The sequence below is a fragment of the Dorea sp. AF24-7LB genome (genome assembly GCF_003478575.1).
GTDB lineage: Bacteria > Bacillota > Clostridia > Lachnospirales > Lachnospiraceae > Dorea_D > Dorea_D hominis.
In genome coordinates this window covers 104,508-117,899 of record NZ_QUFR01000004.1, presented here as the reverse complement: position 1 = coordinate 117,899, position 13,392 = coordinate 104,508, and the positions used below count along the sequence as shown (strand labels likewise).

Sequence of the window (13,392 nt, the reverse complement as noted above, 5' to 3'; positions counted from 1 at the left end):
GAAAAGTGCTTGAAAAACCTACTGATATGAAATATAATCAGAGATAGCCGAGCAAACGTAAATTATAAATTTGCCTTTTATGGCACTATAATAAGGAGGATTATTCAAAATGGCTAAAGCTAAATTTGAAAGAACAAAACCGCATTGTAATATCGGTACTATCGGTCACGTTGACCACGGTAAAACAACTCTTACAGCTGCTATCACAAAGACACTTGCAGCAAGAGTACCAGGAAACACAGCAGAGAACTTTGAAGATATCGATAAAGCTCCAGAAGAGAGAGAACGTGGTATCACAATTTCTACAGCTCACGTTGAGTACCAGACAGAGAAACGTCACTATGCACACGTTGACTGCCCAGGACATGCTGACTACGTAAAGAACATGATTACAGGAGCTGCTCAGATGGATGGAGCTATCCTTGTTGTAGCTGCTACTGATGGTGTTATGGCTCAGACAAGAGAACACATCCTGCTTTCTCGTCAGGTAGGTGTTCCTTACATCGTTGTATTCATGAACAAATGTGATATGGTAGATGACGAAGAACTTCTTGAATTAGTAGAGATGGAAATTCGTGAACTGTTAGACGAGTATGAGTTCCCAGGAGATGACACACCGATCATCCAGGGATCAGCTCTTAAAGCTCTTGAAGATCCTTCAGGAGAGTGGGGAGACAAGATCATGGAACTTATGGATGCTGTTGACAACTACATTCCAGACCCACAGCGTGCAACAGACCAGCCATTCCTGATGCCTGTAGAGGATGTATTCTCTATCACAGGACGTGGAACAGTTGCTACTGGTAGAGTAGAGCGTGGTGTTCTTCATGTATCTGACGAGGTTGAAATCGTTGGTATTCACGAAGAAACAAAGAAAACTGTTGTAACAGGTGTTGAGATGTTCCGTAAGCTTCTTGATGAGGCTCAGGCTGGAGATAACATCGGAGCTCTGCTTCGTGGTATCCAGAGAACTGAAATCGAAAGAGGACAGGTTCTTGTTAAACCAGGTTCAGTAACATGCCACCACAAATTCACAGCTCAGGTTTACGTTCTGACAAAAGATGAAGGTGGACGTCATACTCCATTCTTCAACAACTATCGTCCACAGTTCTACTTCAGAACAACAGACGTTACAGGTGTTTGCGAACTTCCAGAAGGTGTTGAAATGTGCATGCCTGGTGACAACGTAGAAATGACAATCGAACTGATTCACCCAGTTGCTATGGAGCAGGGACTTCGTTTCGCTATCCGTGAAGGTGGACGTACTGTAGGATCAGGACGTGTTGCTACAATCATCGAGTAATACAATCTGAATATAGATTTGTTATCGCAAGATAACGTTGTGTCCAAACGTAAGATACCCGTAGAACTTCGGTTCTACGGGTTTTTCTGTTGCCTGGAAATATAAAAAAGAGTGGAAAAGAATAACGAACAGTATAAAAAAACGGTTGCCGGGAGAGTGTCCTGACAACCGTTTGTGATAACAGAATGATAACAAAATATATAATTTTCGCAAATATGATAACAGATAAAGTGGATTTATCCACAAATCAGAGATGTGATTGTGGATTAAGTCAGATTATACGTCTTAATGTCATTACCTTCAGTGCCCTTCTTAACGATGGAATGACAACCTATCGTAGTTCCCATAGCACGCAGTTTCCATTCTTCCTGGGTAGCGTTCAGCTTATCCAGTTCTTCCTGTCTTTTATCTTCGTCTTCAATAGCTAATATTTCAGCTTTTTCCTTTTCATAGACATTTTTAAATTGACACCACTTCCTGAAAAAGTCCTGCATCGTAGGATTATCAAAAGTCAGTGAAATCTTCTGCTCAGGTGTTTCAGCAAGTGAGAGGTTCACTGAATCATCAATAGAAAACAACAGAGAGAGTACATCTCCGACCGTTTCAATATTAAAATCCAGGAAAACACTTACATTTAAACCCAATGCAGTTGCTATCTTTTCTAACTGATCCGGTTTTGGATTTCGGATTCCCAATTCATATTTTCTGATCGTTCCTACGTTAATGCCGGACAGCTCGGCTAACTGTATCTGACTGTATCCTCTGAATTCCCGGTATGCCCGGATTTTTTTACCTATCATAACATGCTGCCTCCTTAATAATATTTGTGATTCTATTCTAGCACAAAAGTGAATGATGCGAAAGAGGTTGATTTTCGCAGAGCCCGAAAATGTAGAATGGAATATAAAAATAAAATTCGCAAAAGGTTATTGACAAAGTCACAAAAGTGAATTATAGTAGAAAACATCAAGAGAGTCACAAAAGTGACTGGAAAGGAGGACGCTATGAGAACTAATTATATGATGACTGTTGATGATGTCATGGAAGAATTAGGTGTGAAACGCAGTAAAGCATATTCTATTCTGAAGCAGCTCAATGATGAACTGGCAAAGGAAGGATATGTAGCAGTTCGTGGAAAGATTCCACGTCCCTACTGGGAAACAAAATTTTATGGATGCTCTCAGAGAGCAGTATGAAGGAGGAGTTAAGATGTCAGCTTACAAGGACAAAACACAGGGAACCTGGTATGTGAGCTTCCGTTATATTGACTGGACAGGAAAGAAAACGCAGAAGCTGAAAAGAGGGTTCAAGACAAAGAAAGAAGCATTGAATTATGAAAAGGAATTCATAAGAAAAACTGCGGCGGATATGAAAATGGAGATGAACAGTTTTATTCAAGTCTATTTTGAAGATAAAAAGAATGAACTGAAAGAAAATTCAGTCCGAAATAAGCAGCATATGATGAACAAACACATTGTTCCGTATTTTGGAACAAGAAAAATGAATGAGATCACACCGGCAGAGATTATCCAGTGGCAGAATACCATTCAGGAAAAAGGATACAGCAAGACTTATGAGCGTATGATCCAGAATCAGTTAAATGCACTGTTTAATCATGCACAGAAAATTTACAATCTGAAGGAAAACCCATGCAAGAAAGTAAAAAAGATGGGAAAATCCGATGCTAATAAGCTGGAATTCTGGACGAAAGCGGAATATGACAGATTTATCGCCGGGATTGAGCCGGGGAGTGAGGATTATCTGATATTTGAAATCCTGTTCTGGACAGGAATCAGGGAAGGAGAGCTTCTGGCATTGAGCCTTTCGGACTTTGATATAAGTGGAAATCTCCTGCATATCAATAAGACCTATAATCGAATCAGGAAAAGAGATGTGATTGATACTCCAAAAACAGAGAATTCAGTTCGTACCATTGATATTCCGAATTTTCTTAAGGAAGAGGTACAGGAGTATGCGAAGAAGCATTATGGATTTCCGGAAGATCAGCGGTTGTTCCCAATTGTGGCGAGAACGCTGCAGAAACGTCTCAAGAAATATGAAGCATTGACTGGTGTAAAACCAATCAGAGTGCATGATATCCGGCATAGTCATGTGGCTTATCTTATTTATCAAGGAATTGAGCCGTTGATCATCAAGGAAAGACTGGGGCATAAAGATATTCAGATGACATTGAACACTTATGGGCATCTGTACCCGTCACAGCAGAAAAAAGTAGCTGAGATGCTGGACAATAAACGTTAATACGGAGGAAGAAGTAGATGAAAACAAAGAAAGTAGTCGGAAAAATATTTGATGCAATTAACTACAGTAAGAAGTTGAAGATAAGTTCCATCTTACCAGATCGGGATTCAGATTATGTGATTCTTCTTGAATTAGAGGACGGAAGCAAATTTGAAATTATCATTATTCCTACAAGGAGATTTGTGTAAGGAGCAGAAGCTATGACTACTGACAGACAAAAAGAAAAAGCCCAGATAAAATATCTGAGCAAGTTCTCTGATAATCAGATTCACTGATATACCATCTTGGCAGATTAAGTATATCACGAATTGGAAGATACAACAATTCCCGAATATCTGTTCATCAGAGACTTGCCCGGAGGGGCAGGAGGTAGAAGTGACATTATTTGAACAGGTAAAAGGATGTGTGACAGCGAGACAGGCTGCAGAGCATTACGGGATTAAAGTAAAGGGAAATGGAATGGCATGTTGTCCGTTTCATAAAGACCGACACCCAAGTATGAAGGTGGATAAAATGTATCATTGTTTTGCATGTGGAGTGGGCGGTGATGCAATAGATTTTACAGCAAGATTATTTGGAATATCACAGTATGAAGCTGCGAAAAAGCTGATAGAAGATTTTGGACTGGATATTAAAGTAGGAAACAGAAGCAAATACGAAAGGACGCCCCGAAACAGAGCTCTCTTAAAACAAAAGCAGTCAAAAGTTGTGATGATCAGAGAAAAACTGGAGCAGTGGTTAAAACAGGCAACAGATGTGCTGATTAGATATCTGAAATGGATTCAGTTCTGGAAAGAGTTTTACAGACCAGATCCGGATGAAGAGTGGCACGAATTATTTACGGAGGCATTGGCAAATGAAAGAAAGATAAATGACTATCTGGACGTGCTGATGTTTGGAACAGGAGAAGAGATTGTAGAGTTTTTTAAGATGAAGAGAAGGGAGGTTGAAAAAATTGAAGAAAGAATTAACGAATATCAGCGAGAAGTCCTTGATGGAATTAGAAGATATTGTGAACGAGGAGATGCTTACAACAGAAGATGTCAATGATATGCTGGAGCATACGGATAAAGGAAGAACAAAGCAGACAATCAGAAATTGTGTAACCGTACTTCAAAATGATCCGGTATTGAAAAAAGCGATTAAACGAAATGAACTTTCCGGAAGAATGGATATTGTAAAAGAGGTACCCTGGGAGCGGAGGAATAACAGTCCTACGGTTACAGATACGGATGAGTACAATCTGAAAATGTATTTGGAAGAGAATTATGAAATAACAAGCGAGCGTGTGATCAAAGCGGGAGTAGATATTGTTTCCAATGAAAATAAATATCACCCAATCAGAGATTATCTGGAGAATCTGATCTGGGACGGAATCCAAAGAATAGAAAATATGCTTCCGCATTTCCTGGGAGCAGAAAAGACCAACTATACAATCGGAGTGATGAAAATGCACATGCTGGCAGCGATTTCACGAATTTATGAACCGGGAATAAAATATGACATTATGTTGTGTCTGGTTGGAAGTCAGGGAGCCGGAAAGTCTACGTTTTTCAAATATCTGGCGATAAAAGAAGAATGGTTCAGCGACAATCTGGATCATCTGGACGATGAAAATATATACAGAAAACTGCAGAACCACTGGATTATCGAAATGGGAGAAATGAAGGCAACTATCACAGCAAAGAATATTGAACAGATAAAATCGTTTCTGAGCAGACAGAAAGAAACTTATAAAGTACCTTATGAAGTTCATCCGGAAGACAGACCGAGACAGTGTGTATTTTGCGGTACTTCAAATGATCTGAATTTTCTTCCTCTGGACAGAACCGGAAACAGACGATTTGCTCCTGTGATGACAGATATGTCGAAAGCAGAAGTTCATATTCTGGACAATGAGGCAGAGAGCAAAGCCTATATCGAACAGGCCTGGGCGGAAGCAATGGTGCTGTATCGACAGGGAAATGTGTTCTTAGGATTCACAAAGGAAATTGAAGAAGAGGCAAAGCGTCTGCAGAAGGAATTCATGCCGGAAGATACCAATGCCGGAATCATACAGGCATTTCTTGATGATTACGATGACGATTATGTATGTACCAGAATTCTGTTCGATGATGCATTACATCGAAACGGAGAAATGAAACAGTGGGAAGGCAAAGAGATTGCAAATATTATGAACAATGCGATTGAAGGCTGGAAACCACATGGTACACATCGGTTCGGAAAGGAATATGGAATACAGCGTTCATGGAAACGGATGGAAGATTCTGTGAAGAAAGATAAAGACGGATTTATGGAAGTGCCGGAACAGTTAGAAATACCGTTTGAGTAAAGATTATTGTAAACGATGTAAACGGAACTCGAAGGAAAAACTTAAAAAGTTAACTTTTAAAATCTTTTGAGCCCCGTTTACAGATTCCGTTTACAGACTGGAAAGGAGCAAAAAATGATGAAACAGGGAAGATTAGGATATAACAGCAGCAATGGAAGATATGGATTATTATCATCAGACTTATGGATTGATACAGGATTTCACTGTGGAGAAGGACTGGAAGTGTTGGTAGATGATGAATGGGTACAGACCAGAATGGAGATGAATCTGGCAAGAGAATGGTATCTGGTGGGGACACCATATTGTGGAGATTTGGAATATGTGCAGGCGAGGATATCGGAATAAATAGGCTTATGATCCGATTCGGTCGGTGCAGAACAGACGTCCATAAGGACGTTTTGCCCCCGGCAGGGCGCAAGGGGACTTTTGATGGACGGTACGGCTGTCGAAAGTGCTTTTGCGTTACTTTTGACAAAAGTAACAAAAACGCCGTATCCGGCGAAAGGTTCTTAAATATCGCCATGTCTGGCGTATATAAAAATTATGTGCCATATCTGGCACTCAAACAGAGAAGAGGTGAGAAAACATATGATAAAACGAACAATCAGTGGCATGATCGGAGCCGGCTCACTGGCTCATAACAGACGGGATTTTGTAGCAGAAAATGTAAATCCAGACAGAGTACAACTGAACATTTGTTATAAGAATGAGAATCTGAAAGAAGTCTATAAAGAGTTGTTTGACGATGCGGTGGAGAGATACAATATCGGGAAAAGAAAGGATCGGCAAATTACAAATTACTATGAAAAAATTCGGCAAGGAAAACAGGAGAAGCTGTTCCATGAAGTGATTTTTCAGATAGGAAATCGTGAGGATATGGCAGTTGGTACGGCAGAAGGAAATCTGGCTGTAAAGGTATTGGACGAATATGTGAAAGACTTCCAGAAGCGGAATCCGACACTTCGGGTATTTAGCTGCTATCTGCATCAAGATGAAGCAACTCCACATTTGCACATTGACTTTGTACCTTATGTGACCAACTGGAAGGGAAAAGGAATGGATACCAGAGTTTCACTGAAACAGGCATTGAAAAGTCTTGGATTTCAAGGTGGAAATAAGCATGATACAGAACTGAATCAGTGGATAAACCATGAAAAGGAAGTACTGGCGGAAATCGCAAAGCAACATGGAATTGAATGGGAGCAGAAAGGTACACATGAAGAGCATCTGGATGTTTACAATTTCAAAAAGAAAGAGCGTAAGAGGGAAGTGCAGGAACTGGAACAGGAAAAAGAAAATCTGACAGCAGAGAATGAAGGTCTGACTTCTCAGATTGCGGACGCAAGGGCAGATATTAAGCTTCTGGAAGAAGAAAAAATTCAGTTCCAGAAAGATAAAGAGATAGCGGAAAAACGTGCGGAGAAAGCAGAAATGGAATTGAAAAAACTGGAGGACAGAAGAGAATTCCTGCAACCGGTGATGGATAATGTCAGTAAGGAAATAAAAGAATATGGAATGATCAAAACATTTTTGCCGGAAGCTACTACGTTAGAACGTGCGGTAACTTATCGGGATAAGAAGATCAAACCATTGTTCATTGAAATGAAGAATAAAATCGGTGCGATGGCTGCACTGGTGAAAGAACTCACAAGAGAAAGAGATAGCTGGAAAAGTAAGTTTCAGAAGAAAAGGCAAGAGCATGAAGCCACAAAAAAGGAACTGGCGGAAGTTCAGAAAGATCATCAGAAGTTATCCAGTGAGAAAGAAATATTGCAGGGAATTGCAGACAGATATAACCGACTTTTACGCATGTTGGGGAAAAATATGGTAGAACGACTGGTGCAGGACGATATCCGGATGCAGGCGGAACTTGAAGCGAAAAAGCAGAAAGAGCAAATGCCGAAAAAAATAAGTGATCGCATACCGTGGGCGAAAGAACGAAGTGAAGAACACAATGCACAAATTAAGAAGAATAAAGCAAAGTACAGAGGAATGGAGTTGTAAGGATATGAAGAAACAAATTTATGATGAAAAGAATGGACTGAGTTACACATTGCATGGAGATTATTATCTGCCGGATTTGGAAATCAATGAAGAAGAACTTACATATGGAAAATATGGAATAATGCGAAAACAGTTTTTGAAGGAACACCGGAGTGCCAGGTATCAGTATCTGGTACTGACCGGGAAACTGACGGAGCATCTGAATCAGGTTGATAAGGAAGCAAGAAAAAAAGTCGAGATGTTGATGGAACAGATGGTCGAACAGTGGGGCGTGACAGAAGAACTGAAGATGCAGGGTCAGATGGAATGGGTGAGGAGGATGAATAATATCAAAGCAACTGCTGAAGAAATAGTATATAAAAATATAATCTTTATGTAGAAAAGAGGCTGTCTGCAGGCGTTGTGGACAGCCTCCTGTATAGGAGGGGTTATTCTTCAGATATATCATAGTCGGTGGCTGTATCAGAAAATTTTGTATCCCAAATGGCTTCTTCAATGGCTTGTAAACACTCATCTGTATGTTTGGAAATGTCTTGCCCCCAGAAGTGAAGGACAGTATAGCCTAGGAATAAAAGCTTTTTATCATTTTCATAATCACGATTACGATTTCGTTCGATTTTTTTGATCCAAAAGTCTGGATTTTTCCCTTTTTCAAGTCGAAGTTTGAGAATCTCCCAATCCTTTCCGTGAAAAAATTCACTATCGCAAAAAATAGCAATTTTATATTTGGTAAGAACAATATCAGGAGAACCAGGGAGAGCTTTATAATTTTTACGATAGCGATAACCTTTGTGCCATAGAGCTTTTCTGAGTAATAATTCTATGGAAGTATCTTTGCTGTGGATCTTACGCATATTGTTTGAAACAGTAGCGGAATCACGTGACATATAGGTACCTTCTTTCTGCCTGAACTGATAAGAATATATTATCAAAAAACAGAAGAAATAGCAAAGGGGTTAAGAAACATACAAGAGGAAATCTAACGATATAGTGAGAAAATTGCTTGTTGCTAATTGTGGTATATGGTAAAATATGAGTTGTACTATTTTTGATTTTGGAGGAATTTTAATGGCGATTTGTTATGACAAATTATGGAAATTACTGATAGATAAAAAAATGAACCGTACAGAATTGAAGGAAGCGTCAGGAATAAGTTTTAATGTATTAGCTCGATTAGGAAAGAATGAGCCAGTTTCATTTGAATCAATAGAAAAAATATGTTTTACATTAAATTGCAAGATAGAAGATGTTGTAGAGATAAAAAAAGAAGAATCACCACAAATCGATATTGATGCATTTACAACCATAGAACTGTTTGCTGGAGCAGGAGGTCTGGCTTTGGGAATCGAAAAAGCTGGATTTGAACCATTGGGACTAATAGAGTTTGATAAAGATGCGGCAGAATCTTTGAAAACCAATAGGCCGAACTGGAGAGTTATTCATGATGATATAGCTAATATATCTTGTTTGGATTTGGAAGATTATTTTGGTATAAAAAAAGGAGAATTGGATTTATTATCGGGAGGAGCACCGTGTCAGGCTTTTTCTTATGCTGGAAAAAGATTAGGACTTGAAGATGCAAGAGGAACACTTTTTTATCACTATGCAACTTTTTTACAAAAATTACAGCCAAAGATGTTTTTGTTTGAAAATGTGCGGGGGTTGCTGACTCATGATAAGGGAAGAACATATGCAACGATAACAAATATTTTTGAACAGGCGGGATATACCATTCAGAAAAAGGTTTTAAATGCGTGGGATTTTGGTGTGCCACAGAAAAGAGAGAGACTAATCACTGTTGGAATTAGAAATGATTTAGTGGGAAAAGTTTCATTTTCATTTCCTAAAGAACATGATTATAAGCCTGTTTTGAGAGATGTTTTATTGGATTGTCCAGAAGGACCAGGAGTACCATACGGAGAAAATAAAAGGAAAATATTTGAATTAGTCCCACCCGGAGGATATTGGAGAGATATTGATCCAGAGATTGCAAAAGCATATATGAAAAGTTGCTGGGATATGGAAGGTGGAAGAACAGGAATTCTTAGGAGAATGAGCTTGGATGAACCGTCATTGACGGTATTGACTTCACCGTCTCAGAAGCAAACAGAAAGATGTCATCCATTGGAAGCAAGACCGTTTACGGTACGTGAGAATGCAAGATGTCAAACATTTCCAGATGAATGGCAATTTTGTGGAAGTGTTCAATCTCAGTATAAACAGGTTGGAAATGCTGTTCCTGTCAATTTAGCATATGAAATTGGGTTAGAGATACATAAATCATTAGAGGGGGTAAAATAAATGGCGTGGAATTTAGATTTTATATCAGAAGAAGATTTTAAGAAGCATGTGCGTGCAACGATTATGAAATATGGAGAAAAACTGGAATCGTATGATTTGAAGCGGTTCAATAGTAACCTGATTGATCCGATCAAGCTGATTTTTGATAAATCGGTGTATCGTACAAGCTGGGAAGAAATTGTAAATAATGAAATTTTCCGGCAGAGAGATAAGTCTAATAATAATGATATAGGATATTTTCACCAGAATATTTTTTCCTATTTCAAAGGCTGCGAAGTCCCGCAGGCAGGCTGGGATGTTATTTACAGAAATCCAGATGGAATACAAATGCCAGATGGAGATATTGTGCATACAATATATGTGGAAATGAAAAACAAACACAATACTATGAATTCTGCATCTTCTGCAAAAACATATATAAAGATGCAGGGACAGATTCTGGAAGATGATGATTGTGCGTGTCTGTTGGTTGAAGCAATTGCAAAGAAATCACAGAATATAAAATGGTCAACAAAGGTTGATGGGAAGAACGTGCAGCATAGATTGATTCGCCGTGTAAGCATGGATCAGTTTTATGCAATTCTCACTGGTGAAGAAGATGCATTTTACAAGATGTGTATGGCATTGCCGGAGGTAATTAATTCTGTTGTAAATGAAGAAGGTGGCGTTGAGGTACCACACGATACGGTTATCGATGAATTGAGAAAAGTAGCATCACTGTATGGCGAAGAAAATGGAGAGTTATCTATGGCAATGGCTGTATATATGCTTGGATTTAATACATATATGGGGTTTGGCGATAAGATTCGTGGTGAATTGGGAGAAGACAAAGACGGAATGCTTAAACGGATTTATGAATATGGGAAAAGGTTGCAATAACTTCGAATTGACATAAGATTAATAATAGAAAAGAGGTATGTTTCGGCTATGTACACACCATCTAATTCAAAAATAGAAGATAGAGCTATAGGTGCATTATCAAATCTAATCGATGATCACCAAACAATGGGACACCAATTTAATTCTATGGATAAAGAGATGAGCTGGGATGGATATATATGGATTTTTAAAAATGTAAACGGGAGCCAAAATAAGGACAATTATGATGATAAAGTACCTGTTCAGATAAAAGGACATATAGATGAAAAAGAGAAATATTGCAATAAAAAACGTATAACATATCCGGTAGCATTAGAAGATTTAGAGGTGTATTTTAGAGATAGAGGTGTTTTATATTTTGAAATTTTTATGTCCAGAGATGGAAAAAGAAGGGAAATATTTTATGCTTCATTGTTCCCTACAAAATTAAAATATTACTTAGACAATGCAAGAAAAAAACAGAGTAAAAAGAACATAAATATAACATTTGTTAAGGTAGAAAAAAAATCTGATGTTTTTTATAATGTGGTGAAGCAGTTTAGCAACGAAAGCAAAAAACAAGGATTTGGTCATGAGCAATTAGTTCAAAATGCTATTAAAGTAGCAGATATAGGTAAGGTGAAAGAAATCACGGCTTCTGTAGTGGGAGCCTCTGATGAATATGAGTTTATCAAAAAGCTTGGCACGGGGGATGTGAGCTTTTATGCAAAATTAGAAGGAACACCTTTTTCTGTTCCGGTCGAATGGCAGGAAGATAGTGTTTATTATATAGAACAAGATGTTAATAAAAAGGTAAGCGTTGCAGGAAAGCAATTTTATGATTCTTATAAAATCACCTTAAGTTCTAGAGAAGAAATGACAATAATTTTAAGTGATAATGTTCAAATTAGTATGAGTAAAGGAAAATTTACATTTACGCCTAATACCGATATTAAGACATTGAGACGTGATGCAGAATTTTTGCTTGCGGAAATGAAAAATGAAAACTTTACAATTGAGGAACAAGTATTTCCGATTAAAAATGTACAAATGCCAGAAACTTTATATCAAAAGTTGCAATTTTTTATAAAATTAGATGAATTACTTTCTCAAATACAATTTGAGTATGCAAAGCCGTTTCCTGAAATTGCAGAATCTACAATAAAAAAATTCACGGATCTCATTGCACTGCAAGAAGGGAAAAAGAATAATTTATTCACGGAAAATGTACATACATATGATTTGGAAATTGATGGAAAATATATTCCTTTAATAGTTTTCAAAAATGAGCAAGGAGGAAGAAACAATATATATAATGCTGTATATTCCACAAGTTGCCAAACTGCAGTGGCAGATGATAAGGGAAACTATTATCGAGTACCAATACTTTCACACATTAAAGGCCATGTTATGCGGAATCTTTTCAAATATGATGCTAATGTATTTGAAAAACAAATATTTGAAGCGGACTTTAATTTGATAACAGAAAGTAGTATGAATATGGCAGGACTTAGTTTAATTCATGCGTATGATGGGGATGAGGAACATGATCCGAATTTATTAAAAATTGCAGACCGCTTATATACAAAACTAATAAAGATGTTCGGAGAAAAAAATATTTATATTATTAACAAAATGCAAATAAAAAAGAGACAAAACTTGTTTGGGGCAAAAGAGATAGAAGTATTGTCTAAAATGAAATGTGATGATGAAAAAGAAAAGTGTGGAAAATATATCTTGTTAGGTGATGAGAAAATGTTAAAGCAGTCCTTTGGGCAATTATGTTTAGCAGATAAAGAAGAATTTAAAACCTATCCAATCTATATGTTGCATATGGAGCACGAAGAAAAGGTGGGAATGGTAAAAGCTAATTAGTATATCAAGTGATAACACCATGATAACAAAATCCCCTAAAACCACACGGACACAGCGGAAAACCCGTATTTTCCCACACAAAATGAACGAAAAATAACCATTTAGCTTCTGCAACACACCATTCTGATACCGTGAAGGTGGACGTACTGTAGGATCAGGACGTGTTGCTTCAATCATCGAGTAATATACCGCGAAAGCAATGAATAAAGCGCCAATCAAGGCGATAAAAAAAGAGACTGCAAGCTTGCTTGTAGTCTCTTTTTTTATCGCTTTGGAAGTGGGCATTTTACGAATGTCCGCGAACGAACGACGAAGTCGTGAGATTGGCGCATATACAATAGATTTGTTATCGCAAGATAACGTTGTGTCCAAACGTAAGAAACCCCAGAAACCTTGTGTTTCTGGGGTTTTTCTGTACTCTAAGAAAAGAATTGTTCGTAAATTTATCAGATTAGAA

Annotated in this window: 14 protein-coding genes; 12 read left to right on the top strand and 2 right to left on the bottom strand. The window is 37.9% G+C overall.

Translation table 11 applies throughout. The features are described 5' to 3' along the window. Positions 1-109: 109 nt before the first annotated feature. On the top strand, positions 110-1,303 hold the full coding sequence (gene tuf, locus DWY31_RS05845; protein WP_117537566.1) for an elongation factor Tu: 1,194 nt from the start codon (positions 110-112) through the stop codon (positions 1,301-1,303). A gap of 266 nt (positions 1,304-1,569) precedes the next feature. Here tuf and DWY31_RS05840 read toward each other — a convergent pair whose 3' ends face one another. Further along, positions 1,570-2,103 carry a helix-turn-helix domain-containing protein gene (locus tag DWY31_RS05840; protein WP_118519781.1) on the bottom strand — a complete coding sequence of 178 codons (534 nt, stop codon included), beginning with the start codon at positions 2,101-2,103 and terminating at the stop codon, positions 1,570-1,572. A gap of 204 nt (positions 2,104-2,307) precedes the next feature. On the opposite strand from DWY31_RS05840, the gene DWY31_RS05835 reads away from it, so the two are divergent. The 8 genes from DWY31_RS05835 to DWY31_RS05805 all read left to right on the top strand — a co-directional run bounded on the left by DWY31_RS05835 (position 2,308) and on the right by DWY31_RS05805 (position 8,280). Further along, positions 2,308-2,499 (top strand): helix-turn-helix domain-containing protein, encoded by a 192-nt coding sequence (locus tag DWY31_RS05835; protein WP_009243123.1) that lies wholly within the window; start codon positions 2,308-2,310, stop codon positions 2,497-2,499. A gap of 13 nt (positions 2,500-2,512) precedes the next feature. Further along, the gene (locus tag DWY31_RS05830; protein WP_118519780.1) at positions 2,513-3,565 is read left to right on the top strand and encodes a site-specific integrase; all 1,053 of its coding nucleotides are present in this window, start codon (positions 2,513-2,515) and stop codon (positions 3,563-3,565) included. A gap of 17 nt (positions 3,566-3,582) precedes the next feature. Next, positions 3,583-3,753, top strand: a complete 171-nt coding sequence (locus DWY31_RS14020; RefSeq protein ID WP_009243121.1) for a hypothetical protein — start codon at positions 3,583-3,585, stop codon at positions 3,751-3,753. A 187-nt stretch (positions 3,754-3,940) separates the two neighbouring features. Continuing rightward, a complete protein-coding gene (locus DWY31_RS05825; RefSeq protein WP_118519779.1) occupies positions 3,941-4,615 on the top strand; it encodes a CHC2 zinc finger domain-containing protein in 675 nt (224 codons plus the stop codon). After that, positions 4,560-5,897 carry a virulence-associated E family protein gene (locus DWY31_RS05820; RefSeq protein WP_118519778.1) on the top strand — a complete coding sequence of 446 codons (1,338 nt, stop codon included), beginning with the start codon at positions 4,560-4,562 and terminating at the stop codon, positions 5,895-5,897. Before DWY31_RS05825 ends, DWY31_RS05820 begins: the two co-directional genes overlap by 56 nt. Positions 5,898-6,014: 117 nt before the next feature. Continuing rightward, complete coding sequence (locus DWY31_RS05815) at positions 6,015-6,242, top strand: DUF5348 domain-containing protein (RefSeq protein WP_118519777.1); 228 nt, start codon at positions 6,015-6,017, stop codon at positions 6,240-6,242. A gap of 243 nt (positions 6,243-6,485) precedes the next feature. After that, positions 6,486-7,901, top strand: a complete 1,416-nt coding sequence (locus DWY31_RS05810; RefSeq protein ID WP_279220065.1) for a plasmid recombination protein — start codon at positions 6,486-6,488, stop codon at positions 7,899-7,901. Between the two features lie 4 nt (positions 7,902-7,905). After that, positions 7,906-8,280, top strand: coding sequence for a TnpV protein (locus DWY31_RS05805; RefSeq protein ID WP_118519775.1), 375 nt, complete (start codon positions 7,906-7,908; stop codon positions 8,278-8,280). 49 nt (positions 8,281-8,329) lie between these two features. Here DWY31_RS05805 and DWY31_RS05800 read toward each other — a convergent pair whose 3' ends face one another. Then, entirely contained in the window at positions 8,330-8,788 is a 459-nt protein-coding gene (locus DWY31_RS05800) for a very short patch repair endonuclease (protein WP_009461558.1), read from the bottom strand. Positions 8,789-8,969: 181 nt separating this feature from the next. Here DWY31_RS05800 and dcm point away from each other — a divergent pair, with 181 nt between their 5' ends. From dcm to DWY31_RS05785, 3 genes are read left to right on the top strand one after another with little or no spacing between them, the layout of a single operon-like run. Beyond that, positions 8,970-10,202, top strand: coding sequence for a DNA (cytosine-5-)-methyltransferase (dcm, locus tag DWY31_RS05795; protein ID WP_101872325.1), 1,233 nt, complete (start codon positions 8,970-8,972; stop codon positions 10,200-10,202). Continuing rightward, positions 10,203-11,081, top strand: coding sequence for an Eco47II family restriction endonuclease (locus tag DWY31_RS05790; RefSeq protein ID WP_118519774.1), 879 nt, complete (start codon positions 10,203-10,205; stop codon positions 11,079-11,081). 48 nt (positions 11,082-11,129) lie between these two features. Further along, a complete protein-coding gene (locus tag DWY31_RS05785; RefSeq protein ID WP_118519773.1) occupies positions 11,130-12,935 on the top strand; it encodes a hypothetical protein in 1,806 nt (601 codons plus the stop codon). Positions 12,936-13,392: the final 457 nt, after the last annotated feature.

What these genes read in the sequence shown, in the direction of transcription:
- dcm (WP_101872325.1), top strand. Translation starts at nt 8,970, where the DNA reads ATGGCGATTTGTTATGACAAATTATGGAAATTACTGATAGATAAAAAA.
- DWY31_RS05805 (WP_118519775.1), top strand. Translation starts at nt 7,906, where the DNA reads ATGAAGAAACAAATTTATGATGAAAAGAATGGACTGAGTTACACATTG.
- DWY31_RS05820 (WP_118519778.1), top strand. Translation starts at nt 4,560, where the DNA reads ATGGAATTAGAAGATATTGTGAACGAGGAGATGCTTACAACAGAAGAT.
- DWY31_RS05800 (WP_009461558.1), bottom strand. Translation starts at nt 8,788, where the DNA reads ATGTCACGTGATTCCGCTACTGTTTCAAACAATATGCGTAAGATCCAC.
- DWY31_RS05815 (WP_118519777.1), top strand. Translation starts at nt 6,015, where the DNA reads ATGAAACAGGGAAGATTAGGATATAACAGCAGCAATGGAAGATATGGA.
- DWY31_RS05840 (WP_118519781.1), bottom strand. Translation starts at nt 2,103, where the DNA reads ATGATAGGTAAAAAAATCCGGGCATACCGGGAATTCAGAGGATACAGT.
- DWY31_RS14020 (WP_009243121.1), top strand. Translation starts at nt 3,583, where the DNA reads ATGAAAACAAAGAAAGTAGTCGGAAAAATATTTGATGCAATTAACTAC.
- DWY31_RS05810 (WP_279220065.1), top strand. Translation starts at nt 6,486, where the DNA reads ATGATAAAACGAACAATCAGTGGCATGATCGGAGCCGGCTCACTGGCT.
- DWY31_RS05790 (WP_118519774.1), top strand. Translation starts at nt 10,203, where the DNA reads ATGGCGTGGAATTTAGATTTTATATCAGAAGAAGATTTTAAGAAGCAT.
- DWY31_RS05785 (WP_118519773.1), top strand. Translation starts at nt 11,130, where the DNA reads ATGTACACACCATCTAATTCAAAAATAGAAGATAGAGCTATAGGTGCA.
- DWY31_RS05835 (WP_009243123.1), top strand. Translation starts at nt 2,308, where the DNA reads ATGAGAACTAATTATATGATGACTGTTGATGATGTCATGGAAGAATTA.
- DWY31_RS05830 (WP_118519780.1), top strand. Translation starts at nt 2,513, where the DNA reads ATGTCAGCTTACAAGGACAAAACACAGGGAACCTGGTATGTGAGCTTC.
- tuf (WP_117537566.1), top strand. Translation starts at nt 110, where the DNA reads ATGGCTAAAGCTAAATTTGAAAGAACAAAACCGCATTGTAATATCGGT.